Source organism: Mycobacterium sp. NPDC051804 (assembly GCF_044452905.1).
GTDB lineage: Bacteria > Actinomycetota > Actinomycetes > Mycobacteriales > Mycobacteriaceae > Mycobacterium.
The window spans coordinates 732042-755661 of record NZ_JBITCD010000003.1 but is presented as its reverse complement, the minus strand read 5'-3'; the positions used below and the strand labels follow the sequence as shown (position 1 = coordinate 755661).

The window sequence follows — 23620 nt, the reverse complement described above, 5'->3', positions numbered from 1 at the left end:
TTGGGCGAAGGGTTGAAGTGACCGAACGCAAGCGGATCATCGTCGGCGTGGCCGGCGGCATCGCCGCTTACAAGGCGGCCACGGTCGTACGTCAGCTGACCGAGGCGGGCCACATCGTTCGTGTCGTGCCCACCGAATCCGCTCTGCGCTTCATCGGCGCGGCAACGTTCGAAGCGCTCTCCGGCAATCCCGTTCACACCGGCGTCTGGGACGACGTCCACGAGGTGCCTCACGTCCGGTTCGGGCAGGAGGCCGACCTCGTCGTGGTGGCGCCGGCGACCGCGGATCTCCTCGCGCGGGCCGTCGCGGGCCGTGCCGATGACCTGCTGACCGCCACACTGCTCACCGCACGATGTCCGGTGATCTTCGCGCCCGCGATGCACACCGAGATGTGGTTCCACCCGGCCACCGTGGACAACGTCGCCACGCTGCGCCGCAGAGGCGCGGTGGTGCTGGAACCGGCGTCAGGACGGCTCACCGGCGCCGACAGCGGCGCGGGACGGCTGCCCGAGGCCGAGGAGATCTCCACGCTCGCGCACCTGCTGCTTGAGCGCGGCGACGCACTGCCCTACGACCTGCCCGGCGTCAAGGTGCTCGTCACCGCCGGCGGCACCCGCGAACCACTCGATCCGGTGCGATTCATCGGCAACCGGAGTTCGGGCAAGCAGGGCTACGCAATGGCCCGGGTGTTGGCCCAGCGCGGGGCAGATGTCACGCTCATTGCGGGCAACACCGCCGGCCTCATCGACCCTGCCGGAGTGGATGTGGTCCACATCGGCTCGGCCGCCCAGCTCGCCGATGCTGTCTCGAAGCACGCGCCCGACGCGCACGTGCTGGTGATGGCCGCCGCAGTCGCTGATTTCCGCCCGACGCAGGTGGAGAGCAACAAGATCAAGAAGTCCGCCGACCCCAACGCGGCGCCACCGGTCATCGAGCTCACCCGCACCGAAGACGTCCTGGCGAGTGCCGTCCGGTCGCGGACCGACGGCCAGCTGCCGAACATGCGCGCGATCGTCGGCTTCGCGGCCGAGACCGGTGACGCGAACGGCGATGTGCTGTTCCACGCCCGGGCCAAACTGCAGCGCAAGGGGTGCGATCTGCTGGTCGTCAACGCCGTCGGCGAGAATCGGGCATTCGAGGTCGACAACAACGACGGATGGCTGCTCGCGGCCGACGGCGCGGAGTCGGCATTGGAGCACGGTTCGAAAACTCTGATGGCCAGCCGTATCGTTGACGCGATCGTGGCGATCCTGCAGGACGGCAGCGGGTAACGCGAATCACGTGCCGGGCTGCGTGAAAGGGTTGTGCGGAACGTGGGCACACGCTTGGGTGCAGCAGGGCACGCATATAATTTGACTAACTAAGTTTTGGAGGATCACACCGTGAGTGAAGCTCGGCTGTTTACCAGTGAGTCGGTGACCGAGGGGCATCCCGACAAGATCTGTGACGCCATCAGCGACTCGGTGCTCGACGCGTTGCTCGCCGACGATCCCAGATCGCGTGTTGCGGTCGAAACGTTGGTCACCACCGGCCAGGTGCACGTCGTCGGCGAGGTCACGACGACGGCCAAGGAAGCTTTCGCCGACATCACCAACACCGTGCGGGCCCGCATCCTCGACATCGGCTACGACTCCTCGGAGAAGGGCTTCGACGGCGAGACCTGCGGGGTCAACATCGGCATCGGCGCGCAGTCGCCCGATATCGCGCAAGGCGTCGACACCGCCCACGAGACGCGCGTCGAAGGCGCGGGCGACCCGCTCGACGCCCAGGGCGCAGGCGACCAGGGCCTGATGTTCGGCTACGCCATCAAGGACACGCCCGAATTGATGCCGCTGCCCATCGCGCTGGCGCACCGGCTGTCGCGCCGGTTGACCGAGGTTCGCAAGAGCGGGGTGCTGGATTACTTGCGTCCCGACGGCAAGACCCAGGTCACCGTGCAGTACGACGGCACCACGCCGGTCCGGCTGGACACCGTGGTGCTGTCGACGCAGCACGCCGCAGGTATCGACCTGGACGCCACGCTGGCGCCCGATATCCGCGAGAAGGTCGTCAACACCGTGCTGGCCGACCTGAACCACGACACGATGGACACCTCCGACTTCCGGCTGTTGGTCAACCCGACCGGCAAGTTCGTGCTCGGCGGCCCGATGGGTGATGCCGGCCTGACCGGCCGCAAGATCATCGTCGACACCTACGGCGGCTGGGCCCGCCACGGCGGCGGCGCATTCTCGGGCAAGGATCCGTCCAAAGTCGACCGTTCCGCGGCGTATGCGATGCGCTGGGTGGCGAAAAACGTGGTCGCAGCCGGTCTGGCGGAGCGCGTCGAGGTCCAGGTCGCTTACGCGATCGGCAAGGCGGCCCCGGTTGGGCTCTTCGTGGAGACCTTCGGCAGCGAGACCGTGGATCCGGCTCGCATCGAGAAGGCGATCACCTCGGTGTTCGACCTGCGGCCCGGCGCGATTGTGCGCGATCTGGATCTGCTGCGGCCGATCTATGCGCAGACCGCCGCCTACGGCCACTTCGGCCGCACCGATGTGGACCTGCCGTGGGAGCGCCTCGACAAGGTCGACGAGCTCAAGGCGGCCGTCTAGCCGCTATAAGGCGACGTCGACGACGCGGTAGAGCCCACACGGCTGCGCGATCCCCTTCAGGGTGTGCGTGCCGCGGTCTTCCAACGCGATGCCGGACCCGGCGACGAGGTTGTGCACCGCGTCCGAGACGAGCACCTCTGAGCTGCCGGCGACACCCTGCACGCGCGCGGCCTGATGCACGGTTAGACCGGCTACGTCGTCGCCACGCGTCTCGACCTCGCCGGTGTGCAGTCCGGCACGCACTTCGATGCCCAATTCCCGTCGGATGCGATCGCGCAGGGTCCACGCGCATCGGACCGCACGGGCCGGGCTGTCGAATATGGCCAGCAGGCCGTCACCTGTGCTCTTGACCCATCGGCCGCCGCAGATGCCGATCTCGATGCGGCTCACGTCGTCGTGGCGGTCCAGGACATCGCGCCAGGCGGCATCGCCCGCGCGCTCGGCGTGTGTCGTCGAGTCGACGATGTCGGTGAACAGAATCGTTGCGAGCCTTCGTGAGTGGTCGGCATTGGGACGTGTGCCGGTGACGAACTCCTCAATCGCATCGGCATACGCGTGTTGCGCGCCGAACCAGATCACGTGATCGCCGGTGTCCAGTTCCAGGAAACGCGCACCCACGATGTGCTCGGCCAGGTATCGGCCGCTCCGCAGCGGAATGATTCGGTCTCCGCGCGCGTGCATCACCAGGGTCGGGGCATAGATGGACGACAGCACATGCCGAATGTCGATCGCGGTGTTGATCCGGCTGAAAGGCACGATTCGTGAGCGCGATATTGACGCGCGTTCGTACCGGGCCGCCCAACGCCGGAAACCCTTGCTTCGAGCCATGGATGGCGCGACCCGCCGGGTCGTGAATTGACCTGTGCCCCAGACCAATCCGATTGCCCGGAAGTTCCGGGACTGCTGCCGCGCCGTCGGCGCCCAGGGATGGTCGTCGCGGCGCACCAGACTCGCGAAGCTGCCGCTGAGAATCAACCCCTCCGATCGCTCGGGATAGGTCGCCGCAAAGAACGCAGCCATGGTGCCGCCCTCCGAGAACCCGGCGATGACTGCGCGATCCACGTTCTCTGCACGCATCACCGCAACGAGATCTTGGACCCGCGCATCCAGCGACGGAGGTGGAATGCTTCGGTCCGATGTTCCCGTACCGCGCTTGTCGAAAGTGATGACGCGGCAGAAGGATCCGAGTCGCTCGAAGAAGGCGGCGGATTCCGGGTTGTCCCAGATGGTGTCGATGTTCTGCGCGAACCCGGGAACACCGATCAGCGTTCGCTTGCCCGAGCCGTACGTCTGATAGCCGATGGGCACCCCATCCGCCTCGACGTATCGGGTCTCGGGTCGGTCGAACGTCACCCCGGTGGTCTAATCGCCGGTGACGTGGCGAAGGACCGTTTTGAGCTCTTCGGTTGGCGAGAAATCGATGTACTCACAGTCGGTAACCGCTTCCGGAGCGTGTCCAGCGGCCCAATAGAACGCCTCGCCGGCACTGTAGGTCAGCGGCCCCGTCGGCGTGTGCATGCGAAGCTGCCCGTTCAGCATGTAACCCCAATGCGGGCATTGGCACATGTCGCCGGGCAGTCCCGCCAGTGCCGGACGAAGGTCTGCGCCCGCGGCGAGCTTCACCCATGCGATGGACATCTCACCGACTTCTTGGCTGCGGAAGTCCACGCCGTCCCCGCCGACAGCAACCGGTATGTCGGCGAACGTCATACTCTGCATTTCTCGGCCCCCAATCAGTCAATCGATTGATGAGCTGAGCGTAGATATGCCACCGACGTTCAGGTGCTGAATTCGTAATCGTCAAGCGGGAAGCTGCGTGCTCGCCAGTATGTGTGGAGCGTGCTGGCCGGCCGCAGCGGCACGTCGCCGTTCTTGTCGAAGTAATAGCTCCTGGCGTCCTTGCACGTGTCCTGCCAGAAGATCTGTCGGTGCCGCTTGCGCATCATCTCGGCGAAGTAGCGGTCGTTGGCTTCCTGTTTGACCTCGACGCGGTTGGCGCGACGGCGCTTTGCGTGCTTGAGGCAGCGCACGATGTGGTGTGTCTGCGTTTCGATCAGCGCGAAGTACGAATTCCCTACGTATCCGTAGGGTCCGAACACCGTGAAGAAGTTCGGGAAGCCCGGCACCGCAACGCCTTCGTAGGACTGCAGCCGTTGCTCGCTGAAGTGCTCGCTCCACGACCGGCCACCCGCGCCGGTCACTGGGTAGGTCGGGTTGTCCTCGATGTCCATCACCTTGAATCCGGTCGCGAGGATGAGCACGTCGACGTCGCGTGTCTCGCCGTCGACGGTCGCCACGCCCGACCCGGTGATCTTGTCGATCGGCTCGGTCACCAGCTCGACGTTGTCGCGGTTGAATGTCGAGAGATACGTGTTGTGAAACCCGGGGCGCTTACAACCGACGGCATATCGCGGCGTGAGCTTGTCCCGCACCTCTGGGTCGTGAACCTGTTTGCGCAGATACGATTTGCCGATCTCCGACATGTTCTTGGCCATCGGGTTGAGGGTGAAGTACTGCGCGGGCAGCGTGAAGGTCAGTTCGACGTACGCCTGGCTGAGCACGCGCTGCACCGTCGAGCCACCGGGGAGGCGCATCAGGCGTCTGGTCCTCGGCGACAGCGGCACGTCGGGCTTGGGGAGGCACCAGATGGGGGTGCGCTGAAAAACGGTGAGGCGCTCGACGATCGGTGCGATCTCGGGGATGACCTGCACCGCGGAGGCACCCGTTCCGATGATCGCGACCCGCTTACCGGTCAGATCCTGCTCGTGATCCCAACGTGCGGTGTGCATCGTCACGCCCGCGAACGAGTCGACACCGTCGATGTCGGGCATGTTGGGCGTGATCAGCACGCCGCTGGCGTTGACAAGGAACCTGGCGGTCACCGAGTCGCCGGTGTCGAGGTGGACGTGCCACAGGTTGTCGTCATCGTCGAAGGTCGCACCGAGCACCTTGGTGTTGAACCGGATCTTGCGGCGCAGTCCGTACTTGTCGACGCAGTGCTCGGCGTAGGTCCTCAGCTCCCGTCCAGGTGCGTACGTACGCGTCCAGTCCGGGCTCTTCTCGAAGGAGAACTGGTAGGAGAACGACGGAATGTCCACGGCGATACCGGGATAGGTGTTCCAGTACCAGGTCCCGCCCGGTCCGTCGCCCGCCTCTATCACCAGATAGTTGCCCATCCGGGACTTGTCGAGCTTGATCGCGGTGCCGATTCCGGAGAAACCGGCGCCGACGATGACGGTGTCGTACTGCGGCGCTGCCATAGAGCCTCCCGTCGTTGGGCGTTCCACCCATGGTGGAGGCCCACGACGAGGAGTGCAAGACACCGCTCAGGCCGGGTGCAGCGCGCGTCGCAGGGCGGACAGTCCCTTCTTGGTCGCCTCGGTCGCTGCGGGAACGACCCCGTCGTACCCGGTATAGCCGTGCACGAGCGTCTCCGCATTGTGCGTTTCGACGGGTACGCCTGCGGCGCCCAGCAGTTCGGCATAGCGCATGCCGTCATCGCGCAGCGGATCGTGGCCCGCGACGGCGATGTAGGCCGACGGCAACCCCGTCAGGTCCGTCGCACGAGCGGGCGCCAGTGTCGGGGGTATGTCGGATGTGTCGAGATCGCCGATATACCAGCGCGTGCACCCCTTACATCCGTCGACGTCGAGGATCGGCGCGTCCGCGTTCTCGGTGAACGACGGCAACGTGGTGTCGAAGGTGGTCGCCGGGTACCACAACAGCTGGAACACAATTCGTGGTCCGCCGGCATCGCGTGCCAGCTGTGAGATCACGGCCGCGAGGTTGCCACCCGCGGAGTCGCCGGCAACGGCCAAACGATCCGGGTCGCCACCGAGCTCGGTTGCGTGCTCGGCGACCCATTGCGTTGCGGCCCATGCATCGTCGACAGCCGCGGGGTAGGGATGTTCGGGCGCCAGCCGGTAGTCGATCGACACGACGATGGCGTTCGCGCCGACCACGTGCCGACGCGCGATGCCGTCGTAGGTTTCCAGATCGCCGACCGACCATCCTCCACCGTGGATGAACACCACCACCGGCAACGGTGTGTCACGGTCAGTGTCCGGCCAGTACACCCGGATCGGGATCGAGCCTGCGGGCCCCTCGATGACGCGGTCCTCGCTACGCACCTCGGGATGGACCTCGACACGGGGGATATCGCGGAAACGTCGGCGCGCTTCCTCGACACCTCCGTCAGTTGTCAACTGAAACGGGACCGATTCCATTACCTTCAGCAGGATGGCGTCGACGGCCGGCTTCTCCCCGGAGACAGGCATGGGGACACGGTACGCACACCCGCGAACCAGGCTTCTGTGGGTGACCGCCGCGGTCGTCGGCGCCTGTTACGGCTTATTCCTGATCGTGACTGCGCTCCGGTTGCCGTCCGGCGCCGACCTGACCGGCCAGTTCGCCCTGCAACCCGAGGTGAAAGCGGCGACGGCGGTACTGCTCGCGGCCGCTGCGCTGACCCATCCCATCGCGCGGGAGCGACGGTGGCTCCTCGCCGCGCTGCTCTTCTCGGCCGCGGGCGACTTCCTGCTGGCGATGCCGTGGTGGGAGCCGTCGTTTGTGCTCGGCCTCGGAGCATTCCTCGTCGCGCACCTGTGCTTCCTGGCCGCTCTCCTCCCGTTGGCAGCCCGGTCGACGCCGCGGCTGGTGGCCGCCGCGATCACGGTGGCCGCCTGCATCGCCTTGTTGGTGTGGTTCTGGCCGCGGCTGATCGCCGAGGGTATGGCCATCCCGGTGACGCTCTACATCGCGGTGCTCGGCGCCATGGTGTGTACCGCGCTGATGGCCCGGCTGCCGACACCGTGGACCGCACTGGGCGCGGTCTGCTTCGCGGTCTCCGACGGCATGATCGGCATCTCCAAGTTCGTACTGGGTAACGAGGTGCTCGCCGTACCGATCTGGTGGGCGTACGCGGCGTCGCTGCTACTCATCACCGCGGGCTTCTTCTTCGGTCGTGCGCCTGTGCCGTCGGCGCAGTCTGCTACATCTGCATAGGTGACGGTTACGAGGCAGCAGGCCGAGCACGAGCCGATCGCGCGCGTGCTCCCGATGCTGTCGGTACCACACCTCGACCGCGAGTTCGACTATCTGGTCTCCGCGGAACAGTCCGACGATGCGCAGCCCGGCGTGCGGGTGCGGGTGCGGTTCCACGGTCGCCTCGTCGACGCGTTCGTTCTCGAAAGACGTTCAGAGACAGACCATGTCGGAAAGCTTGGCTGGCTGGACCGGGTGGTGTCCGCCGAGCCGGTGCTCACGCCCGACGTCCGCAGGCTCGCCGACGCCGTTGCCGCCCGCTATGCGGGCACCCGGGCCGACGTGTTGCGGCTCGCCGTCCCGCCGCGCCATGCGAACGTCGAGAAGCAGCCCCCGCCGCAGCAGACGCCGTTGGCGGAGCAGCCGGTGGACACCTCGCCGTGGGCGGCGTACCGGGGCGGCGAGCAGTACGTCGCCGCCCTGCACGACGGGCGGGCCGCGCGTGCGGTGTGGCAGGCACTGCCGGGGGAACGGTGGCCCGAGCGTCTCGCGGAATTGGCAGCGGTGACCGCGCACTCCGGGCGTGCCGCCCTGGTGATCGTGCCCGACCAGCGCGACGTGGACGCGATGCACGCCGCGGCTGTCGCGCTCGTCGACGAAGCCCATGTGGTCGCGTTGTCCGCGGGTCTTGGCCCCGCACAGCGCTATCGGCGGTGGTTGTCGGTGTTGCGGGGCACGGCCCGCATTGTCATCGGGACGCGCAGCGCGGTGTTCGCACCCATGGCGAACCTGGGTCTGGTGCTGGTGTGGGACGACGGTGACGACACGCTGTCCGAGCCGCGTGCGCCCTACCCGCACGCCAGGGAGGTCGCGATGCTGCGGGCCCACCAGCTGCGTTGCGCATCGTTGATCGGTGGTTATGCGCGGACCGCCGAGGCGCAGGCGCTGGTCCGCAGCGGCTGGGCGCACGATCTCGTGGCCACCCGGCAGGAGGTGCGCGCACGATCCCCGCGGGTGGTCGCGCTCGAGGACAGTGGATTCGCCCAGGAACGCGATCCGGCAGCGCGGACGGCACGGCTGCCGTCGATGGCGCTGCAGGCCGCGCGGACGGCGCTGACGTCGGGAATGCCTGTGCTCGTCCAAGTGCCCCGCCGCGGCTATGTGCCCGCCCTGGCATGCAATCGCTGTCGCACGATCGCGCGCTGCCGCAACTGCACCGGGCCGTTGTCGCTTCCGTCGCGCGACACCGCAGGCGCGGTCTGCCGGTGGTGCGGCCGCGAAGAACCGGTACTGCGTTGCACTCGCTGCGGATCCGACGCCGTACGCGCCGTCGTCATCGGCGCCCGTCGCACCGCCGAGGAATTGGGCCGCGCCTTTCCCGGCGTCGCAGTCGTGACATCGGGCGGTGACTCGATGGTCGCTTCGGTGTCGGCGGAACCGGCTGTCATCGTCGCGACGCCCGGCGCAGAACCGGTCGCGACCGGTGGCTACGGCGCGGCTTTGCTACTCGACACGTGGGCGCTGCTCGGACGGCAGGACCTGCGGGCGTCCGAGGATGCGCTGCGCCGCTGGATGGCCGCCGCCGCGCTCGTCCGCAGCCGCGCCGACGGCGGCGTGGTGGCGGTCGTCGGGGAGTCATCGATCCCCACCGTGCAGGCGCTGATCCGGTGGGACCCCGTCGGCCACGCCGAGGCCGAGCTCGATGCCCGCACCGAGGTTGGTCTGCCTCCCGCGGTGCATATGGCCGCCATCGACGGAGCGCCCGACGCCGTGCGCGCGATGATCGACACCGCCGAACTGCCTGACAATGCTGCCCTGTTGGGGCCCGTCGACCTGCCGCCCGGCGCCCGTCGACCGCCCGGTACGCCACCGGAGAAGCCCGTCAATCGGATGCTGGTGCGAGTGCCGCGCGACGCCGGACTACCGCTCGCAGCGGCGCTGCGACGCGCCTCCGGTGTGCTGAGCGCGCGGCGCGATCACGAGGCGGTTCGTGTGCAAATCGACCCGCTGCACATAGGGTAATGCGGGCAGCCCGGCCCGCTGCGGACAGGAGGTTGGCGTGCGTCGCTTCTTTCTGATGCTGATTCCGTTGGCGCTCATCGCCGTTGGGGTGTTGTGGCCGGTGGTGTTCCGCCCGTCGTCCGAGGCCTCCGACGCCGACGATCCGGTGGTCTTCAGCAATTACGACGTGGATCTCATCGTCAGCGCAGGCGGCCGTCTCGACGCGGTGGAGACGATTACGGCCGAATTCCCCGGCGGACGGCACGGACTTTTCAAGTACTGGGCGGTCGACAACCAGAACGACCCGGGAGTGCGTCAGATCCCGGAGATCACGTCGATCCTGCTCGACGGTCAGCCGGCGCCGTACCAGATGCTCTGGGAGGGCGGCGAGCGATTCCGGGTCGCCAAGATCGGCGATCCGGACGAGTACCTGAGCTACGGTACGCACGTCTTCGAGATCCGCTACAACATCGACGGCGTCCTCGATGCCGGGACAACCGGCGCCAACAAGAGATTCGCCGACTCCACCGGTAACGACGCGAGGTCACCGTCCGTCTTCTTCTGGAACGTCATCGCGCAGGCGTGGAACAACGAGATCGATCGTGCCCATGTCTCGGTCACCTTGCCGGGCGACGTCGGCCAGGCGCAGTGCTCCGTGGGCTTCGGCGTCGGCCGGGCGTGCGGCGACCTGACGGTCAGCGGGAACCGGGTCGAGTTGTCGGCAACGAACCTGGCGCCGCGGACCCCGGTGACGCTGCGCGCCGGTGTCGACGTGCCGACGCCGCCCCGCAACGAGGTGCCGTGGTCCTTCGCGTGGGACCGCGTCCTCGGCCAATCATTGGGTGGTGTGCTGTGGGTACTCGCCCTCACCGTGGCGGGTGCGCTCGGCGCAATCCTCTACTACCGCACCACCGTTGAACCGTCGCCGGGCTTCCCGTTGCAGTATGGGCCGCCGCCGGGTCTGGGGCCGGTGCAGACCGAATACATCCGCACCGAGAGCGTGCCGAAAAGCGGTCTGACCGCCACGCTGTTCTATCTTGCCGACCGCGGACTCATCGACATGCGGCAGGTGAACGACAAGCAATGGAACATCCGCAGCAAGGTCTCAGACTGGGACGCGTGGAACACCATCGACCCTGTCAGCGTCGCCGTCGCGAAGGCGCTCAACGTGCAGGGGCCCGGCAGGGAATTCGAGGCCAAGCAGACCGCGAAAGCGGGTAAGAAGCTCAGCAAGGCCAAGTCGGATATGGCCGAGGAGGTCCAGAAGTGGGCCTTCGACAACGGGCTGATGGTCAAGCGCAAGAAGGAACTGTGGGTGCGCACCGCGAACGCGATCGCCTTCATCCTGATGGTGTTCGGCTTCTTCCGGTGGGGCTTTCCGACCACCATGTGGGCACTGCCGTTCGCGGCGTTCTTCCTGTTCTCCGTGGGGTCCTGGAAAGACGGTGTGGGTACCAGGCGAACCGACACCGGCCGCGAACTATGGTCGCGCGCAGGCGGATTCCATCGCATGCTGACCACCGATTCGTCCGAGGCGCGGTTCGACTTCGGGGCCCGCAAGGATCTCTACATGGCATACGTTCCGTTCGCGGTGGCGGCAGGAGCCGCGGCGTTGTGGGCCAAGAAATACGAGACGACGACGGGTACGGTTGCACCGCAACCCGATTGGTATGACTCGTCGTCGTCGAGAAGCTCGGGCTTCGTTGGGAGCTCCGGTGGCCCGGACTTCGACAGCTTCGAGTCCGCGCTGTCATCGTCGATCGGTGCATACACCGCGTCGCAGTCGTCGTCATCGAGTGGAGGCAGCAGCAGCAGTAGCAGCTTCAGCTCTGGCGGCGGTGGTGGTGGTGGTGGTGGAGGAGGAGGCGGATCATGGTGAGGTTGCTGCTCGTCATCGTGCTGGTGCTGGCGCTGTCGGCGTTGATCATCTTCGTGTTGGGCTACAACAAGATCCGCTCGGCGCACGTACGGGTCGCCGAGGCGTTATCGGGCATCGACGTCGAGCTGACGCGGCGGGCGTCGCTGATTCCCAGTCTCGTGCATACGGTGCAGACGTTCGCGGTGCATGAGAAGGGCATCCTCGACCACGTCACAAATGCGCGGGCCGCGCTGACGACGGCCACCGGCACCAAGTCGGTGGCCCAGCGCAGCGCCGCCGAGAAGGATCTCGACTCCGCGCTGGCGCCGCTGCTGGCGCTCGGCCAGAGCTATCCGCAGCTCAACTCATCGAACAACTTCCTGAATCTGCAGGACAATTTGGCGGACACCGAGAACAAGCTGGCCTTCGCCCGTCAGTATTACAACGACTCGGTGGCCACTCTGAACGGGTTGCTCACGACCATCCCGTGGATGTTCGTCGCGCCGCTGACCGGCGTGGGCGAGCAGGAGTACTACCAGACGCCTCGTTGAATTGGTGCCGGTAAGGCACTTCTAGACTGGCGCGGTGCGCCTTGTCTTCGCCGGCACCCCCGAGCCTGCTGTGCCCTCGCTGGCGCGGCTTGTCGAATCGCCACGTCACGACGTTGTCGCCGTATTGACGCGACCCGACGCCGCCTCCGGTAGGCGCGGCAAACCGTCGCCGTCGCCGGTGGCCCGATTCGCGCTCGAGCACGACATCCCGGTATTGCGACCGAGCAAGCCCAACTCCGAGGAGTTCATCGGCGAGCTGGCCGCACTGGACCCCGAATGCTGTGCCGTCGTCGCGTACGGTGCGCTGCTACGCGAGGGACTACTCGCGGTACCCAAGCGCGGCTGGATCAATCTGCATTTCTCGCTGCTGCCCGCCTGGCGCGGCGCCGCCCCCGTACAGGCGGCGATCGCCGCAGGCGACACCATGACGGGCGCCACCACCTTTCAGATCGAACCTGCGCTCGACTCTGGACCGGTCTTCGGCGTGGTCACCGAGACCGTGCGGTCGACCGACACCGCGGGAGAACTGCTTGAGCGGCTGTCGATCTCGGGTGCGGCGCTGTTGGCCACGACCCTCGACGGCGTCGCCGACGGATCGCTGACCGCCGTACCGCAACCGCCCGACGGGATCACCATCGCACCGAAGATCACCGTCGAGGAGGCTCGGGTGCGCTGGGACCTGCCCGCTCACGTCGCCGAGCGCCGTATCCGGGCTGTCACCCCAAACCCCGGCGCCTGGACGATGATCGGGGAGATGCGAGTGAAGCTCGGGCCCGTCACTGTCGAGGAATCTGCTGAGACCCTCGCGCCCGGCGCAATTCGGGTCGAACGCAAAGCCGTACATGTCGGCACCGGATCGCAGCCCGTCGCGCTCGGTCTCGTCCAGGCCCCGGGCAAGAAGCCGATGAACGCCGCCGATTGGGCGCGTGGTGCCCGGCTCGACGAATCGACAAGAGCCGAGTGACACGCGAATGACCAAGCCCCGCAATCCCAAACGCCAAACGCGCCGCAAGCCTCTCGACCCGGCCCGCCAGGCCGCGTTCGATGTCCTGCGCGCCGTTTCGGAGAAGGACGCCTACGCCAACCTGGCGCTGCCCGCAATGCTGCGCGACCGCGGAATCACCGGCCGCGACGCCGCCTTCGCGACCGAACTCACCTACGGCACCTGCCGCAGCCGCGGCTTGCTGGACGCGATCATCGGCGCGGCGGCGGGACGTTCGCCGGACAAGATCGACCCCGTACTGCTGGATCTCTTGCGTCTGGGCACGTACCAGCTCATGCGCACCCGCGTCGAGCCGCACGCCGCGGTGTCCACCACGGTTGAACAGGCCGGTATCGAATTCGATTCAGCACGAGCAGGTTTCGTCAACGGCGTGCTGCGCACAATCGCGGGCCGCGACGAGGCGAGCTGGGTCAGTGAGCTGGCGCCCGATGCCATGACCGATCCGATTGGACACGCGGCATTCGTGCACGCGCATCCCCGGTGGATCGCGCAGGCCTTCGCCGACGCGCTCGGTGCGGAAGCCGGGCAGCTGAACGCGCTGTTGGCCAGCGATGACGACCGGCCTGCCGTTCATCTGGCCGCGCGCCCCGGTGTGCTGAGCGCGGCGCAGTTGGCCGAGCAGGTCGACGGCACTGTGGGCCGCTACTCTCCGTATGCGGTGTACCTGCCCGGTGGCGATCCCGGCCAGCTCGCGCCGATCCGAGACGGCTCCGCACTCGTTCAGGACGAGGGCAGCCAGTTGGTGGCCCGGGCGCTGACTCTCGCCGAGCTGGACGGTCCGGATACGGGTCGCTGGCTGGATCTCTGCGCGGGGCCCGGCGGCAAGACGGCATTGCTGGCAGCACTTGCCGATGGCGGCCGGGTCACCGCCGTCGAACCGGCCGAGCGCCGCGCCGAACTCGTCGAGCAGAACACCGAGGGGCTCCCGGTCGACGTGCTTCGTGTCGATGGCCGCGATCCGGGGCTCGACCCCGGTTTCGACCGGGTGCTGGTCGATGCGCCGTGCACCGGGCTAGGCGCGCTTCGGCGCAGGCCCGAGGCGCGCTGGCGCCGGGTGCCCGGTGATGTACCGCAGCTGGCCAAACTCCAGCGCGAGCTGCTGGCGTCGGCGATCCGGCTCACCCGACCAGGCGGTGTGGTGCTGTATGCCACCTGCTCGCCCCACCTTGCCGAGACGGTAGGCATCGTCGCCGACGCGCTGCGCCGCCATCCGGTGACCGCGCTGGATACCCGGCCGCTCTTCGACCCGGTGGACGGCCTCGGGGACGGGCCCCACGTGCAGTTGTGGCCGCACCGGCACGGAACCGATGCGATGTTCGCGGCCGCTCTCAAAGTAGGGTGAGGCCATGCCGAAGCCGCTGATCGCGCCGTCGATTCTGGCCGCCGACTTCGCCGAGCTGGGCGACGAGGCCGCCGCCGTAGCCGGTGCGGACTGGTTGCACGTCGACGTGATGGACAACCATTTCGTGCCAAACCTCACCATCGGGCTGCCGGTCGTCGAAGCGTTGCTCAAGCGAACCGACATCCCGATGGACTGCCATCTGATGATCGACAATCCCGAACGCTGGGCGCCGCCGTACGCCGAGGCAGGTGCGTACAACGTCACCTTTCACGCCGAGGCGACCGAAAACCCGGTCGGGGTGGCCCGCGATATCCGCGCCGCAGGGGCGAAGGCCGGGCTCTCCGTCAAGCCCGGTACACCGATCGAGCCCTACCTAGAGATTCTGCGCGAATTCGACACTGTGCTCATCATGTCCGTCGAGCCGGGATTCGGCGGCCAGAAGTTCATCCCCGAGGTCCTGCCGAAAGTCGGGACCATTCGCCGGCTGGTCGACTCGGGCGAGCTGACGATCGTCGTCGAGATCGACGGCGGCATCAACGACGACACCATCGAAGAGGCAGCACTGGCCGGAGTGGACTGCTTCGTGGCCGGCTCGGCGGTTTACAGCGCCGCCGACCCCGCGGTCGCCGTGGAGTCGTTGCGCCGTCAGGCGGCAGTGGCATCCAAGCACCTGGCGCTATGAACCTCGAGGCCGCGATGCGGCTGGCGATCGAACAGGCCGACCGGGTAAAGGGTGCGACATATCCCAATCCGCCGGTGGGCGCGGTGATCCTGGACAGCGACAACGACGTTGCCGGAGTCGGCGCGACCGATCCGCCGGGCGGACCGCATGCCGAGGTGCTGGCTCTGCGCCGAGCGGGGGAGCGCGCTGTCGGCGGCACAGCGGTGGTGACGCTGGAACCGTGCAATCACCACGGCCGCACGCCGCCGTGTGTGGATGCGCTTGTCGCGGCCGGTGTTTCAGCTGTGGCGTATGCCGTCCCCGACCCGAATCCGGTTGCGGCGGGTGGTGCGGCGCGCCTTGCCGACATCGGCCTCGAGGTGACAGCCGGGGTGCTGGCTGATCACGTCGCCGGTGGGCCGCTGAGGGAGTGGCTGCACAAACAGCGCACCGGGTTGCCGCATGTGACATGGAAATTCGCCACCAGCGTCGACGGCCGTAGCGCCGCGGCGGACGGCTCGAGCCAGTGGATCACCAGTGAGGCGGCCCGCGCCGACGTGCACCGCAGGCGTGCCGTCGCGGACGCGGTGCTGGTCGGCACGGGCACGGTTTTCGTCGATGACCCGCTGCTGACAGCCAGGCTGCCGGACGGATCTCTCGCTGAACGCCAGCCGTTGCGGGTTGTTGTTGGCGAACGCGAAATATCCCCTGAGGCAAAGGTTCTGAATGACGATTCGCGTACGATGGTGATTCGTACTCGGGATCCGCATGAGGTGCTCAAAGCGCTGTCGGACCGCACCGATGTGCTGCTCGAAGGTGGACCGACGCTCGCCGGCGCGTTTCTCCGTGCCGGTGTGATTAACCGCATCCTGGCGTATGTGGGGCCAATCCTGTTGGGCGGGCCGATCACCGCGATCGACGACGTCGGCGTGCTGTCGATCGCGCACGCACAGCGGTGGCGCTTCGACGGCGTCGAATCGATCGGACCCGACGTGCTGCTCAGCCTCGTGCCGAACTAATCGTCGGGTTCGGCACCCGGGTCGAGTTCAGCGTCAGGGTCGGATTCGGCGTCAGGATCGGACTTCAACGGCCGGTGCTCGATCAGATCGCGGATACCGCCAACGCCGAGCCGCTCCCGGAACGCGCGCACGGTATAGCCGATGACCGTCGCCTCAGTGCGCGCCCGCACCGTCGCCGAGCGCGGTAGATGAAACACCGGCCCGATCTCGCCGAGATAGTCGCCGCGCTTGGCCAGCTTCTGTAATTCCTCACCGCCGCTGGCCAATTCGCGGACAATTTCGAGTTCTCCCTCGGATACAACGTAGATCAGCTCGCCCATCGTGCCCTGCTCGAACAGGACGTCGCCGGCCTCCAATTCGATGGTGTCGGGAGCGCGATCCGTCGACGCGAAATCGGGAACGAGTTCGACCACGCGGTCGGCCAGCGGCAGGATCCGGCTGTCGTGAGTTGCGACGACGACCATCCGGTCGCCGCTGGCGAGTTCGCGGATGAGCCGCAGCACCTCCTCCACCTGAATGAAGTCCAGGTGCGCGGTGGGCTCGTCGGCCAGGATCAGCGGCGGATCGAGTGCAATTGCGCGCGCGACCGCCACCCGCTGCTGTTGGCCTCCGCTGAGATCACCTGGACGATGGGACATCCGCTCCTCAAGGCCGACGCGCGCAAGCAGCTGTCCGGCGCGCTTGTGGGCCGCGCGCCGCGGTTGGCCGGCCGCGAGCAGCGGCACCATGACATTCTCCAGCGCAGTCAGGCTCGGCACGAGATTGAACGCCTGGAACACGATGCCGACGGTTTCACGGCGATAGTTCGAGAGCTCGTGACCCTCAAGCGATGTCACGTCGACGTTGCCAAACTTGATGGCGCCCGAGCTGGGCTTCAGGATGCCGCCCAGACACGACAGGAGCGTCGTCTTGCCGCAACCGCTCGGGCCCATCAGAATCACGAGCGAGCCGGCGGACACATCGAGGTTGAAGCCGTTGATGGGCCGGACGGTGTCGGTGCCGCTGGCGTACTCGACCACCAGGTCCTGAATGCTCAGATCGCCCACGGCTCAGGGACCTCCGAAGGCAAGCGCGGGGTCGACGGCGACTGCGCGGTGCAATCCTGTTGCGCTGGCGATCAACCCGATGAGGATGGCGATGGCGGGCAGCGCGATGAACGCCCCGCCGGGAACGATGACCTGCATTGGGAACAGCGGGCCGAGCAGCATCGAAAGTCCGGCGCCGACAAGCGCTGCGAGCAGCGCCACGATGATCGCCTGCATCGCGAGTCCGGCGGCGATGGCCTTGGTGGGCACGCCAATCGCCTTGAACACCGCGAAGTCTCGCAGACGTTCGAGCGCCGACAGATAGATCACCGAACCCACGACGAGCGCGGCGACCACCCACAGCAGAACGGCCACGATCGTGATCGAGTTGACGGCTACCTTCAGCGGCCGCAGCAGATCGTCGACGGCACCGTTGCGATCGATTGCGCGGTATCCGGGCGGAGCCTCGTCGAGGTTGCCGCGTACCCCAATCGATGCGACGAGTGGCTCGCCTGCATAGACCAGTTGTTGTGCGCCCTCGGTGGTGAGGAACACGTTCGGCAGATTCGCCAACGCGGTGGAGTTCTCCACGATGCCGACGATGCGCAGCTTGCGCGAGGCGATTTCGACCTCGGCATCGATGCCCTTGCCGAGCGTGCTCGACACCGCGACCTCGTCCCGCGTCGACGGCGGCCGGCCCTCGGATACCGCGGGCATACCCGGTCCGTGCTCCGGCGCGCCGAAGATGTCCACGTTGCGCGTCGTACCGTCGAGCGTGGCGGTACCGCCCGCGTAAGCCAGGGGAGCGGCGGCCTCGACGCCAGGCGCATTTGCGATCCTGCGGAGTTCCACCGGCGCATACGGCGTCGCCCCGACAAACGGACCTGACGCCCCGGCCTTGACGATGAAGAGGTCCACGCCGAGGGAATCGACGGTCTTGTCGGCTTCCACCCGGAACCCGTTGGCGAGGCCGGTGAGAACGAGTGTCATCGCGAAGATGATCGCCGTGGACAGTATCGCGATGACGAAACGCCGCCGTCGCCACTGCATGTCGCGCAGCGCGGCCATCAGCATAGAGGCGACGTTACCGACGGTTGCACGTTCGCGGGTCGGGTTTGGCTACGAATTGACCTTCGAAATGACGCCGACCAACGACTTGCAGAAGGCGGGTAAGTCATCGGGCTTGCGACTGGAAACCAATGTGTTTGGGCCACGCGAGCATTCGACGACTTCGTCATCGACCCAATTCGCGCCGGCATTGACGAGGTCGGTCTTCACGCTCGGCCACGACGTCATCGTGCGGCCGCGAACCACGTCGGCCTCGACCAGCGTCCAGGGTCCGTGGCAGATGACCGCGACAGGCTTACCTTCATCGAAGAAGCCCTTGGCGAAGGCGACGGCGGAGCTGTTCGTGCGCAGAAAGTCGGGATTGGCGACGCCGCCCGGCAGTATCAGCGCGGCATAGTCGGATGCCGACACCTTGTCGGCGGCCTTGTCCGCCTCGAACGTGTCGGCCGGGGTCAGGTGGTTGAAACCTTGAACCTTTCCGACCTCCGTCGACACGAGTTCGGGTGTCCCGCCCGCCTCCTCGACCGCTTTCCACGGCTCGGTCAACTCGACCTGTTCGACGCCTTCGGGCGCCACCAGAAACGCAATTACCTTGCCATTCAGTGAAGTTCCCATGAATTTTCGTCCTTTGATCGTCGCTTTTCCACGCATACCCGGCGTGGCGAGCAACAAACAGGGGTGCCGTCGTCGGTACACTCGTACCAAATATCGCGCTTTCACCGACGAGCTGCGCGGGTGAGCACGAACGAAGGACGACGAGCATGACTGCATTGCAGGATTGGCTCAGTGATCGCCCAATGGATCCCCGGAACATCAAGACGTTGATCTGTGACGCGATCAAGGGCATTTCCGCCGACGAGCCGCAATCACGAGCTGAGCCCACCCTGATGGGCCGGGGACTCGAGCGCTGCTGACCCGAACCTATTCGGGTCGGTGGTGGCCTGGGGGTTGCTCCAGCCGGGCCGTCTCATCCGCGGATTGACTCGAAATCCGGTGGGTCGGCGTCTCGAGCGCCTGAGTCGGGTTGTCGTCGGCGGGTGAGCCGACGCGCACCCGCTTCGGCGCATCATCTACGGGCTCCGGCTCATCGGCGTGCTCGTGACGTCCACTGATCAGCAGGGCGAGTGCTGCTCCGACCACGCAGACGAGACAGGTGATCTTGAAGATTTCGCCGTACTGCAGCACGTATGCCTGGCGGGATGCGTCGGCCAGGCGAGAGGCGGCGACCAGAATGCCGCCCGGGGAATCGGGATCCGCGGGCGGCAGTGCTGCGAGCCGCTCCTGCAGATACTGGTTGAACTTGTACAGACCCCAAGCCGACAGTGCCGCGACGCCGATCAGCATGCCGATCATCCGCGCGACCACGACGGCCGCTGAGGCGATGCCGTGCTGAGCGGCAGGAACCACACGCAGGGTCGCCGATGTCAGCGGCCCGATGACCAGGCCGAGCCCCAAACCTGCGATTGCCAGGTCGGTGTCCAGCATCGGTAGCGTGATGAAGCCCAGGTCGTGGCGGGCCTCCAGCACATTCGCCGGCCACTGTGCAACCAGGTAGTAACCGCCCGCGGCGATCAGCAACCCGGCGCAGGCGACGAGCCTGTCGCCGATTCGGGTGGCGATCCAGCCGCCGAGCAGAGCGCCGATCGGTAATGCGACGAGAAACCGCAGCAAGAGGAAGGCGGCGTCGATCTGATCCTGACCGAGTACACCCTGCCCGAACAGTTCCACGTTGACCAGGGTGACCATCAGCGCCGCGCCCGCGACGAGAGAAGCGCCCAACGCCGCGAGGAACGGCCGGAAATGCACGCCCGCGGGTTCGATCAGCCGGGTTTTCGCGAACCGCTCCCACACGAAGAACGCCACGGCCGCGACCAGTGCGCCGATGAGCAGCGGTAGGCCGTTGCTCGGCAGCACCTGTTTTCCGTCGGGAGCGGGGTTGTACAGGCCAAAGGTCGCCAGTCCCAGGGTGAGCGCGAGCAGCAGGCCACCGACGACGTCGACCTTCTCCGGATTCTCCGGCTTTTCCCGGGAGGGAAGGCTGAAGTGGATCATCACCATCGCGATCAGCGCGAGCGGCACGTTGACCCAGAACACCGACTGCCAGTGGTGGAAGACCCAGACCAGGGCGATGCCGTAGATGGGCCCGAGCACACTGCCGAGCTCCTGGGCGGCGCCCACGCCACCGAGTACCGCCGCACGGTTGCGGCTGGACCACAGGTCGGCGGCGAGCGCCAGGGTGACCGGCAGCAGCGCGCCGCTTGCCATGCCCTGGATCAGGCGGCCGATGACGAGGATGTCGAGATCGGTGGACATCGCTGTCACTACCGAACCGACGGCGAATCCAAGAAGGCTGGCCTGCAGCAACATCTTTCGGCCAAAGCGGTCCGACGCCCGGCCCAGTAGCGGCATCGCCGCGATGTAGCCGAGCAGATACACCGTGATGATCGGCGTGACCTTCTGGATCTGATTAACACCGATCCCGACGTCACTCATGATGTCGGTCATGATCGTGATCACGACATAGGTGTCGAGAGCACCGAGCAGTACCGCCAGGCTGCCGGCGCTGATCGCGATGCGCCGGCCAGACGTCACCGGTTGGGCGGCTTCGGTCGACGTCTGCATCAGACCGCGGGCTTGGTGACCGTTACGGGCTTACCCCAGTCCGACAGCGTCATCGAGACACTGTTACCCGGGGTCGGCTCCAACTTGATTTGCATCAGTTCGTGTTTGCCTTCTTCGGATATCCACGCCGTGCCGGGCACCGGTTCCGTGACTCCGAGGTTTGCGATCTTGTTCACGGCGTCAGCGCTGACCTTCCCCGTCACACGGACTGTCTTGACACCGCTCACGGTCTCTCGACCATCTGCCTTCGTCTCGGAGAAGTTGGATAGCACGTTGGCCAGACCTCGGTCCGGCGACAGAATTACCGACACATCAAAGATTTCGGCGGCCGGCCCGAAATTCTGGAAGGCCCCCGCGGTTATCGCGCCGTATAGATCGCCGTCGACGACGACGAAGCTGACGCCTTCCAAGCGCTGACCCATAACCAGGATGTTGGCCTTACCCTCCGCGGCGACCGCGGGCGCAGTGGTCAGATTGCCCTCGAGAGACTCGATCGGAAGTGCTGCGATCTCGCCCTGGACCGATAGCGAGAGGTGCACGCTCGTTTGGCCCTTGGTGGTCTCGGCGGACTGCTGCAGAAGCGTTGTGGCATCGGGCAGCGGCGAGTTGTCCTCGGAGCTGGAACACCCTGCGAGCAGAGCGACGGAAGTAAACAGCGCGGCGAAGATCGCCAAGAGGCGGGTCGGCATGACTGCATCGTAGTGGGTGGGCCTTTGCCGAGGCGGTGCCCGGTCACGAGCAGCGCCGGCAATGTGGCGCCTGAGCTGGTATTTCGGCGTGTCGTCGATTGACTGGACTCGGGCGATTACTCTGGCGTCGTGTTCACCGGAATCGTCGAAGAAATGGGCGAAATCGTCGGCAAGGAAGACCTCGGCGACGCCGCGCGGTTCGAAATCCGTGGCCCCGTCGTCACCTCCGATGCCGGGCATGGCGACTCGATCGCGGTGAACGGTGTGTGCTTGACCGTCGTCGAGGTGCGTGCTGACGGTGCGTTCACCGCCGATGTGATGGGCGAGACGCTGAACAGGTCCAGCCTGCGCGGTGTCGGTGTGGGCAGTCGAGTCAATCTGGAACGCGCCGCCGCCGTGAACAGCCGCCTGGGTGGTCACATCGTGCAGGGCCACGTAGACGGCACCGGCCATGTGATCGCGCGCACTGCAGCGGAGCACTGGGAGGTCGTGCGAATCGCGTTGCCGATGTCGCTGAGTCGGTACGTGGTCGAGAAAGGCTCCATCACGGTTGACGGGGTGTCGCTGACGGTCTCCGCCGTGGGCCACGACTGGTTCGAGATCTCGCTGATCCCGACGACCCTCGAGCTGACGACACTCGGCCAGGCCGGGGTCGGCACGTCGGTCAACCTCGAGGTCGACATCATCGCCAAATATGTTGAGCGACTGCTCGATGCGAAAGACGGCTCTTTCGACGCTTCGGGCGACTGACATCTACCGGTGCCGGCACTCTGTCAAAAGCGCCATTGAGAGGCTTAAACCCCAGGTCAGGGGAGCGAGAATAAGAGTTCGGCCTGGGTGGTTCATACTGATGTGGTGACGAGGCTTGACACCGTGGAGCGGGCGGTCGCCGACATCGCCGCGGGTAAGGCCGTGGTGGTCATCGACGACGAGGATCGCGAGAACGAAGGCGATCTGATTTTCGCCGCCGAGAAGGCGACTCCCGAGCTTGTGGCGTTCATGGTGCGCTATACATCCGGGTATCTGTGCGTGCCGCTCGACGGCGCGATCTGCGACAAGCTGGGGCTGTTGCCGATGTACGCGGTCAACCAGGACAAGCACGGCACCGCTTACACAGTTACTGTGGACGCGAAAAAGGATGTCGGAACCGGTATTTCGGCCTCGGACCGCGCCACCACGATGCGGGTGCTGGCCGACCCGACCAGCGTTGCCGATGACTTCACTCGCCCCGGCCATGTCGTGCCATTGCGCGCCAAAGACGGTGGCGTGCTACGCCGTCCGGGTCACACCGAGGCCGCAGTCGACTTGGCCCGGCTGGCCGGCCTTCAGCCTGCTGGAGCGATCTGCGAGATCGTCAGCCAGAAAGACGAAGGCGCCATGGCGCAGACCGATGAGCTACGGGTCTTCGCCGACGAGCATGATCTCGCCCTCATCTCGATCGCCGATCTCATCGAGTGGCGTCGCAAGCACGAGAAGCACATCGAGCGCATCGCCGAGGCCCGCATCCCGACCCGGCACGGCGAGTTCCGCGCGGTCGGCTACAGCAGCATCTATGAAGACGTCGAGCACGTGGCGCTGGTGCGGGGCGATATCGCCGGACCGCACGGTGACGGACACGACGTCCTCGTCCGGGTGCACTCGGAATGCCTCACCGGCGACGTGTTCGGCTCCCGGCGCTGCGACTGCGGCCCGCAGCTGGACGCCGCATTGGCGATGGTGGCCCGCGAAGGCCGCGGCATCGTGCTGTACATGCGCGGCCACGAGGGCCGCGGTATCGGCCTGATGCACAAGCTGCAGGCCTACCAGCTGCAGGACGCCGGTGAGGACACCGTCGACGCCAACCTGAAGCTCGGCCTGCCCGCCGACGCGCGCGACTACGGCATCGGCGCCCAGATCCTGGTCGATCTCGGGGTGCGGTCGATGCGGCTGCTCACGAACAACCCGGCCAAGCGCGTCGGCCTCGACGGCTACGGACTCCACATCATCGAACGTGTTCCGCTACCCGTTCGCGCCAACGCGGAGAACATCCGGTACCTGATGACCAAGCGCGACCGGATGGGCCACGACCTCATAGGCCTCGACGAGTACCACGAAGCCGTGACCATGGATTCGTACGAAGAGGGTGTGTACCTACTCGGTGATCGCACGCCGCCCGAGCGGGATCTCGGTGGAGCCCTGTGAGCAGCCAGAACGGAGTTCTGAGTTGA

At 66.5% G+C, this 23620-nt stretch carries 22 protein-coding genes; 13 read left to right on the top strand and 9 right to left on the bottom strand.

Annotated features, from left to right (window positions below):
* The first annotated feature begins 17 nt into the window (after positions 1-17).
* The gene (gene coaBC, locus ACIA48_RS14755) at positions 18-1271 is read left to right on the top strand and encodes a bifunctional phosphopantothenoylcysteine decarboxylase/phosphopantothenate--cysteine ligase CoaBC (RefSeq protein WP_396732374.1); all 1254 of its coding nucleotides are present in this window, start codon (positions 18-20) and stop codon (positions 1269-1271) included.
* Between the two features lie 111 nt (positions 1272-1382).
* On the top strand, positions 1383-2591 hold the full coding sequence (gene metK, locus ACIA48_RS14750; protein ID WP_396732372.1) for a methionine adenosyltransferase: 1209 nt from the start codon (positions 1383-1385) through the stop codon (positions 2589-2591).
* Between the two features lie 3 nt (positions 2592-2594).
* Here metK and ACIA48_RS14745 read toward each other — a convergent pair whose 3' ends face one another.
* The 4 genes from ACIA48_RS14745 to ACIA48_RS14730 form a co-directional block, all read right to left on the bottom strand.
* On the bottom strand, positions 2595-3944 hold the full coding sequence (locus ACIA48_RS14745) for an adenylate/guanylate cyclase domain-containing protein (protein WP_396732369.1): 1350 nt from the start codon (positions 3942-3944) through the stop codon (positions 2595-2597).
* Between the two features lie 9 nt (positions 3945-3953).
* A complete protein-coding gene (locus ACIA48_RS14740; RefSeq protein ID WP_396732367.1) occupies positions 3954-4301 on the bottom strand; it encodes a hypothetical protein in 348 nt (115 codons plus the stop codon).
* Between the two features lie 68 nt (positions 4302-4369).
* Positions 4370-5851, bottom strand: coding sequence for a flavin-containing monooxygenase (locus tag ACIA48_RS14735; RefSeq protein WP_396732364.1), 1482 nt, complete (start codon positions 5849-5851; stop codon positions 4370-4372).
* A 66-nt stretch (positions 5852-5917) separates the two neighbouring features.
* Positions 5918-6868: an alpha/beta hydrolase gene (locus ACIA48_RS14730; protein ID WP_396732361.1), complete on the bottom strand. Its 951-nt coding sequence runs from the start codon at positions 6866-6868 to the stop codon at positions 5918-5920.
* Between ACIA48_RS14730 and ACIA48_RS14725 the strand changes: the two genes are divergently transcribed.
* From ACIA48_RS14725 to ribD, 8 genes are read left to right on the top strand one after another with little or no spacing between them, the layout of a single operon-like run.
* On the top strand, positions 6831-7595 hold the full coding sequence (locus ACIA48_RS14725) for a lysoplasmalogenase (RefSeq protein ID WP_396732358.1): 765 nt from the start codon (positions 6831-6833) through the stop codon (positions 7593-7595). The genes ACIA48_RS14730 and ACIA48_RS14725 overlap by 38 nt on opposite strands.
* A 54-nt stretch (positions 7596-7649) precedes the next feature.
* On the top strand, positions 7650-9596 hold the full coding sequence (locus ACIA48_RS14720) for a primosomal protein N' (protein ID WP_396732880.1): 1947 nt from the start codon (positions 7650-7652) through the stop codon (positions 9594-9596).
* Between the two features lie 37 nt (positions 9597-9633).
* The gene (locus ACIA48_RS14715; RefSeq protein WP_396732355.1) at positions 9634-11454 is read left to right on the top strand and encodes a DUF2207 domain-containing protein; all 1821 of its coding nucleotides are present in this window, start codon (positions 9634-9636) and stop codon (positions 11452-11454) included.
* Entirely contained in the window at positions 11448-11984 is a 537-nt protein-coding gene (locus ACIA48_RS14710; RefSeq protein WP_396732353.1) for a LemA family protein, read from the top strand. Before ACIA48_RS14715 ends, ACIA48_RS14710 begins: the two co-directional genes overlap by 7 nt.
* 34 nt (positions 11985-12018) lie before the next feature.
* Positions 12019-12948, top strand: coding sequence for a methionyl-tRNA formyltransferase (fmt, locus tag ACIA48_RS14705; protein WP_396732350.1), 930 nt, complete (start codon positions 12019-12021; stop codon positions 12946-12948).
* 7 nt (positions 12949-12955) lie between these two features.
* Positions 12956-14329, top strand: coding sequence for an RsmB/NOP family class I SAM-dependent RNA methyltransferase (locus ACIA48_RS14700; protein ID WP_396732347.1), 1374 nt, complete (start codon positions 12956-12958; stop codon positions 14327-14329).
* A gap of 4 nt (positions 14330-14333) precedes the next feature.
* On the top strand, positions 14334-15011 hold the full coding sequence (gene rpe / locus ACIA48_RS14695) for a ribulose-phosphate 3-epimerase (protein WP_396732344.1): 678 nt from the start codon (positions 14334-14336) through the stop codon (positions 15009-15011).
* Positions 15008-16009: a bifunctional diaminohydroxyphosphoribosylaminopyrimidine deaminase/5-amino-6-(5-phosphoribosylamino)uracil reductase RibD gene (gene ribD / locus ACIA48_RS14690; protein ID WP_396732341.1), complete on the top strand. Its 1002-nt coding sequence runs from the start codon at positions 15008-15010 to the stop codon at positions 16007-16009. Before rpe ends, ribD begins: the two co-directional genes overlap by 4 nt.
* Here ribD and ACIA48_RS14685 read toward each other — a convergent pair.
* Genes ACIA48_RS14685 through ACIA48_RS14675 form a run of 3 tightly spaced genes read right to left on the bottom strand, consistent with a single transcriptional unit; the run spans position 16006 to position 18717 of the window.
* Complete coding sequence (locus tag ACIA48_RS14685; protein ID WP_396732338.1) at positions 16006-17055, bottom strand: ATP-binding cassette domain-containing protein; 1050 nt, start codon at positions 17053-17055, stop codon at positions 16006-16008. The two genes, ribD and ACIA48_RS14685, sit on opposite strands and share 4 nt — an antisense overlap.
* 3 nt (positions 17056-17058) lie before the next feature.
* Positions 17059-18108: an ABC transporter permease gene (locus ACIA48_RS14680; RefSeq protein WP_396732335.1), complete on the bottom strand. Its 1050-nt coding sequence runs from the start codon at positions 18106-18108 to the stop codon at positions 17059-17061.
* A gap of 45 nt (positions 18109-18153) precedes the next feature.
* Positions 18154-18717 (bottom strand): type 1 glutamine amidotransferase domain-containing protein, encoded by a 564-nt coding sequence (locus tag ACIA48_RS14675; protein ID WP_396732333.1) that lies wholly within the window; start codon positions 18715-18717, stop codon positions 18154-18156.
* A 146-nt stretch (positions 18718-18863) separates the two neighbouring features.
* Here ACIA48_RS14675 and ACIA48_RS14670 point away from each other — a divergent pair, with 146 nt between their 5' ends.
* On the top strand, positions 18864-19016 hold the full coding sequence (locus ACIA48_RS14670) for a hypothetical protein (RefSeq protein WP_396732330.1): 153 nt from the start codon (positions 18864-18866) through the stop codon (positions 19014-19016).
* A 7-nt stretch (positions 19017-19023) separates the two neighbouring features.
* Here the strand turns inward: ACIA48_RS14670 and ACIA48_RS14665 are convergent, their stop codons facing one another.
* Complete coding sequence (locus ACIA48_RS14665) at positions 19024-20724, bottom strand: MFS transporter (RefSeq protein WP_396732327.1); 1701 nt, start codon at positions 20722-20724, stop codon at positions 19024-19026.
* On the bottom strand, positions 20724-21413 hold the full coding sequence (locus ACIA48_RS14660) for an LppX_LprAFG lipoprotein (RefSeq protein ID WP_396732323.1): 690 nt from the start codon (positions 21411-21413) through the stop codon (positions 20724-20726). Before ACIA48_RS14660 ends, ACIA48_RS14665 begins: the two co-directional genes overlap by 1 nt.
* A gap of 129 nt (positions 21414-21542) precedes the next feature.
* Here ACIA48_RS14660 and ACIA48_RS14655 point away from each other — a divergent pair, with 129 nt between their 5' ends.
* Positions 21543-22163, top strand: a complete 621-nt coding sequence (locus tag ACIA48_RS14655; protein WP_396732321.1) for a riboflavin synthase — start codon at positions 21543-21545, stop codon at positions 22161-22163.
* Positions 22164-22268: 105 nt separating this feature from the next.
* Complete coding sequence (locus tag ACIA48_RS14650; RefSeq protein WP_396732318.1) at positions 22269-23594, top strand: bifunctional 3,4-dihydroxy-2-butanone-4-phosphate synthase/GTP cyclohydrolase II; 1326 nt, start codon at positions 22269-22271, stop codon at positions 23592-23594.
* Positions 23595-23620: the final 26 nt, after the last annotated feature.

What these genes read in the sequence shown, in the direction of transcription:
- ACIA48_RS14740 (WP_396732367.1), bottom strand. Translation starts at nt 4,301, where the DNA reads ATGACGTTCGCCGACATACCGGTTGCTGTCGGCGGGGACGGCGTGGAC.
- ACIA48_RS14735 (WP_396732364.1), bottom strand. Translation starts at nt 5,851, where the DNA reads ATGGCAGCGCCGCAGTACGACACCGTCATCGTCGGCGCCGGTTTCTCC.
- ACIA48_RS14725 (WP_396732358.1), top strand. Translation starts at nt 6,831, where the DNA reads ATGGCGTCGACGGCCGGCTTCTCCCCGGAGACAGGCATGGGGACACGG.
- ACIA48_RS14730 (WP_396732361.1), bottom strand. Translation starts at nt 6,868, where the DNA reads ATGCCTGTCTCCGGGGAGAAGCCGGCCGTCGACGCCATCCTGCTGAAG.
- ACIA48_RS14720 (WP_396732880.1), top strand. Translation starts at nt 7,650, where the DNA reads ATGCTGTCGGTACCACACCTCGACCGCGAGTTCGACTATCTGGTCTCC.
- ACIA48_RS14710 (WP_396732353.1), top strand. Translation starts at nt 11,448, where the DNA reads ATGGTGAGGTTGCTGCTCGTCATCGTGCTGGTGCTGGCGCTGTCGGCG.
- ACIA48_RS14700 (WP_396732347.1), top strand. Translation starts at nt 12,956, where the DNA reads ATGACCAAGCCCCGCAATCCCAAACGCCAAACGCGCCGCAAGCCTCTC.
- rpe (WP_396732344.1), top strand. Translation starts at nt 14,334, where the DNA reads ATGCCGAAGCCGCTGATCGCGCCGTCGATTCTGGCCGCCGACTTCGCC.
- ribD (WP_396732341.1), top strand. Translation starts at nt 15,008, where the DNA reads ATGAACCTCGAGGCCGCGATGCGGCTGGCGATCGAACAGGCCGACCGG.
- ACIA48_RS14680 (WP_396732335.1), bottom strand. Translation starts at nt 18,108, where the DNA reads ATGCTGATGGCCGCGCTGCGCGACATGCAGTGGCGACGGCGGCGTTTC.
- ACIA48_RS14675 (WP_396732333.1), bottom strand. Translation starts at nt 18,717, where the DNA reads ATGGGAACTTCACTGAATGGCAAGGTAATTGCGTTTCTGGTGGCGCCC.
- ACIA48_RS14670 (WP_396732330.1), top strand. Translation starts at nt 18,864, where the DNA reads ATGACTGCATTGCAGGATTGGCTCAGTGATCGCCCAATGGATCCCCGG.
- ACIA48_RS14665 (WP_396732327.1), bottom strand. Translation starts at nt 20,724, where the DNA reads ATGCAGACGTCGACCGAAGCCGCCCAACCGGTGACGTCTGGCCGGCGC.
- ACIA48_RS14660 (WP_396732323.1), bottom strand. Translation starts at nt 21,413, where the DNA reads ATGCCGACCCGCCTCTTGGCGATCTTCGCCGCGCTGTTTACTTCCGTC.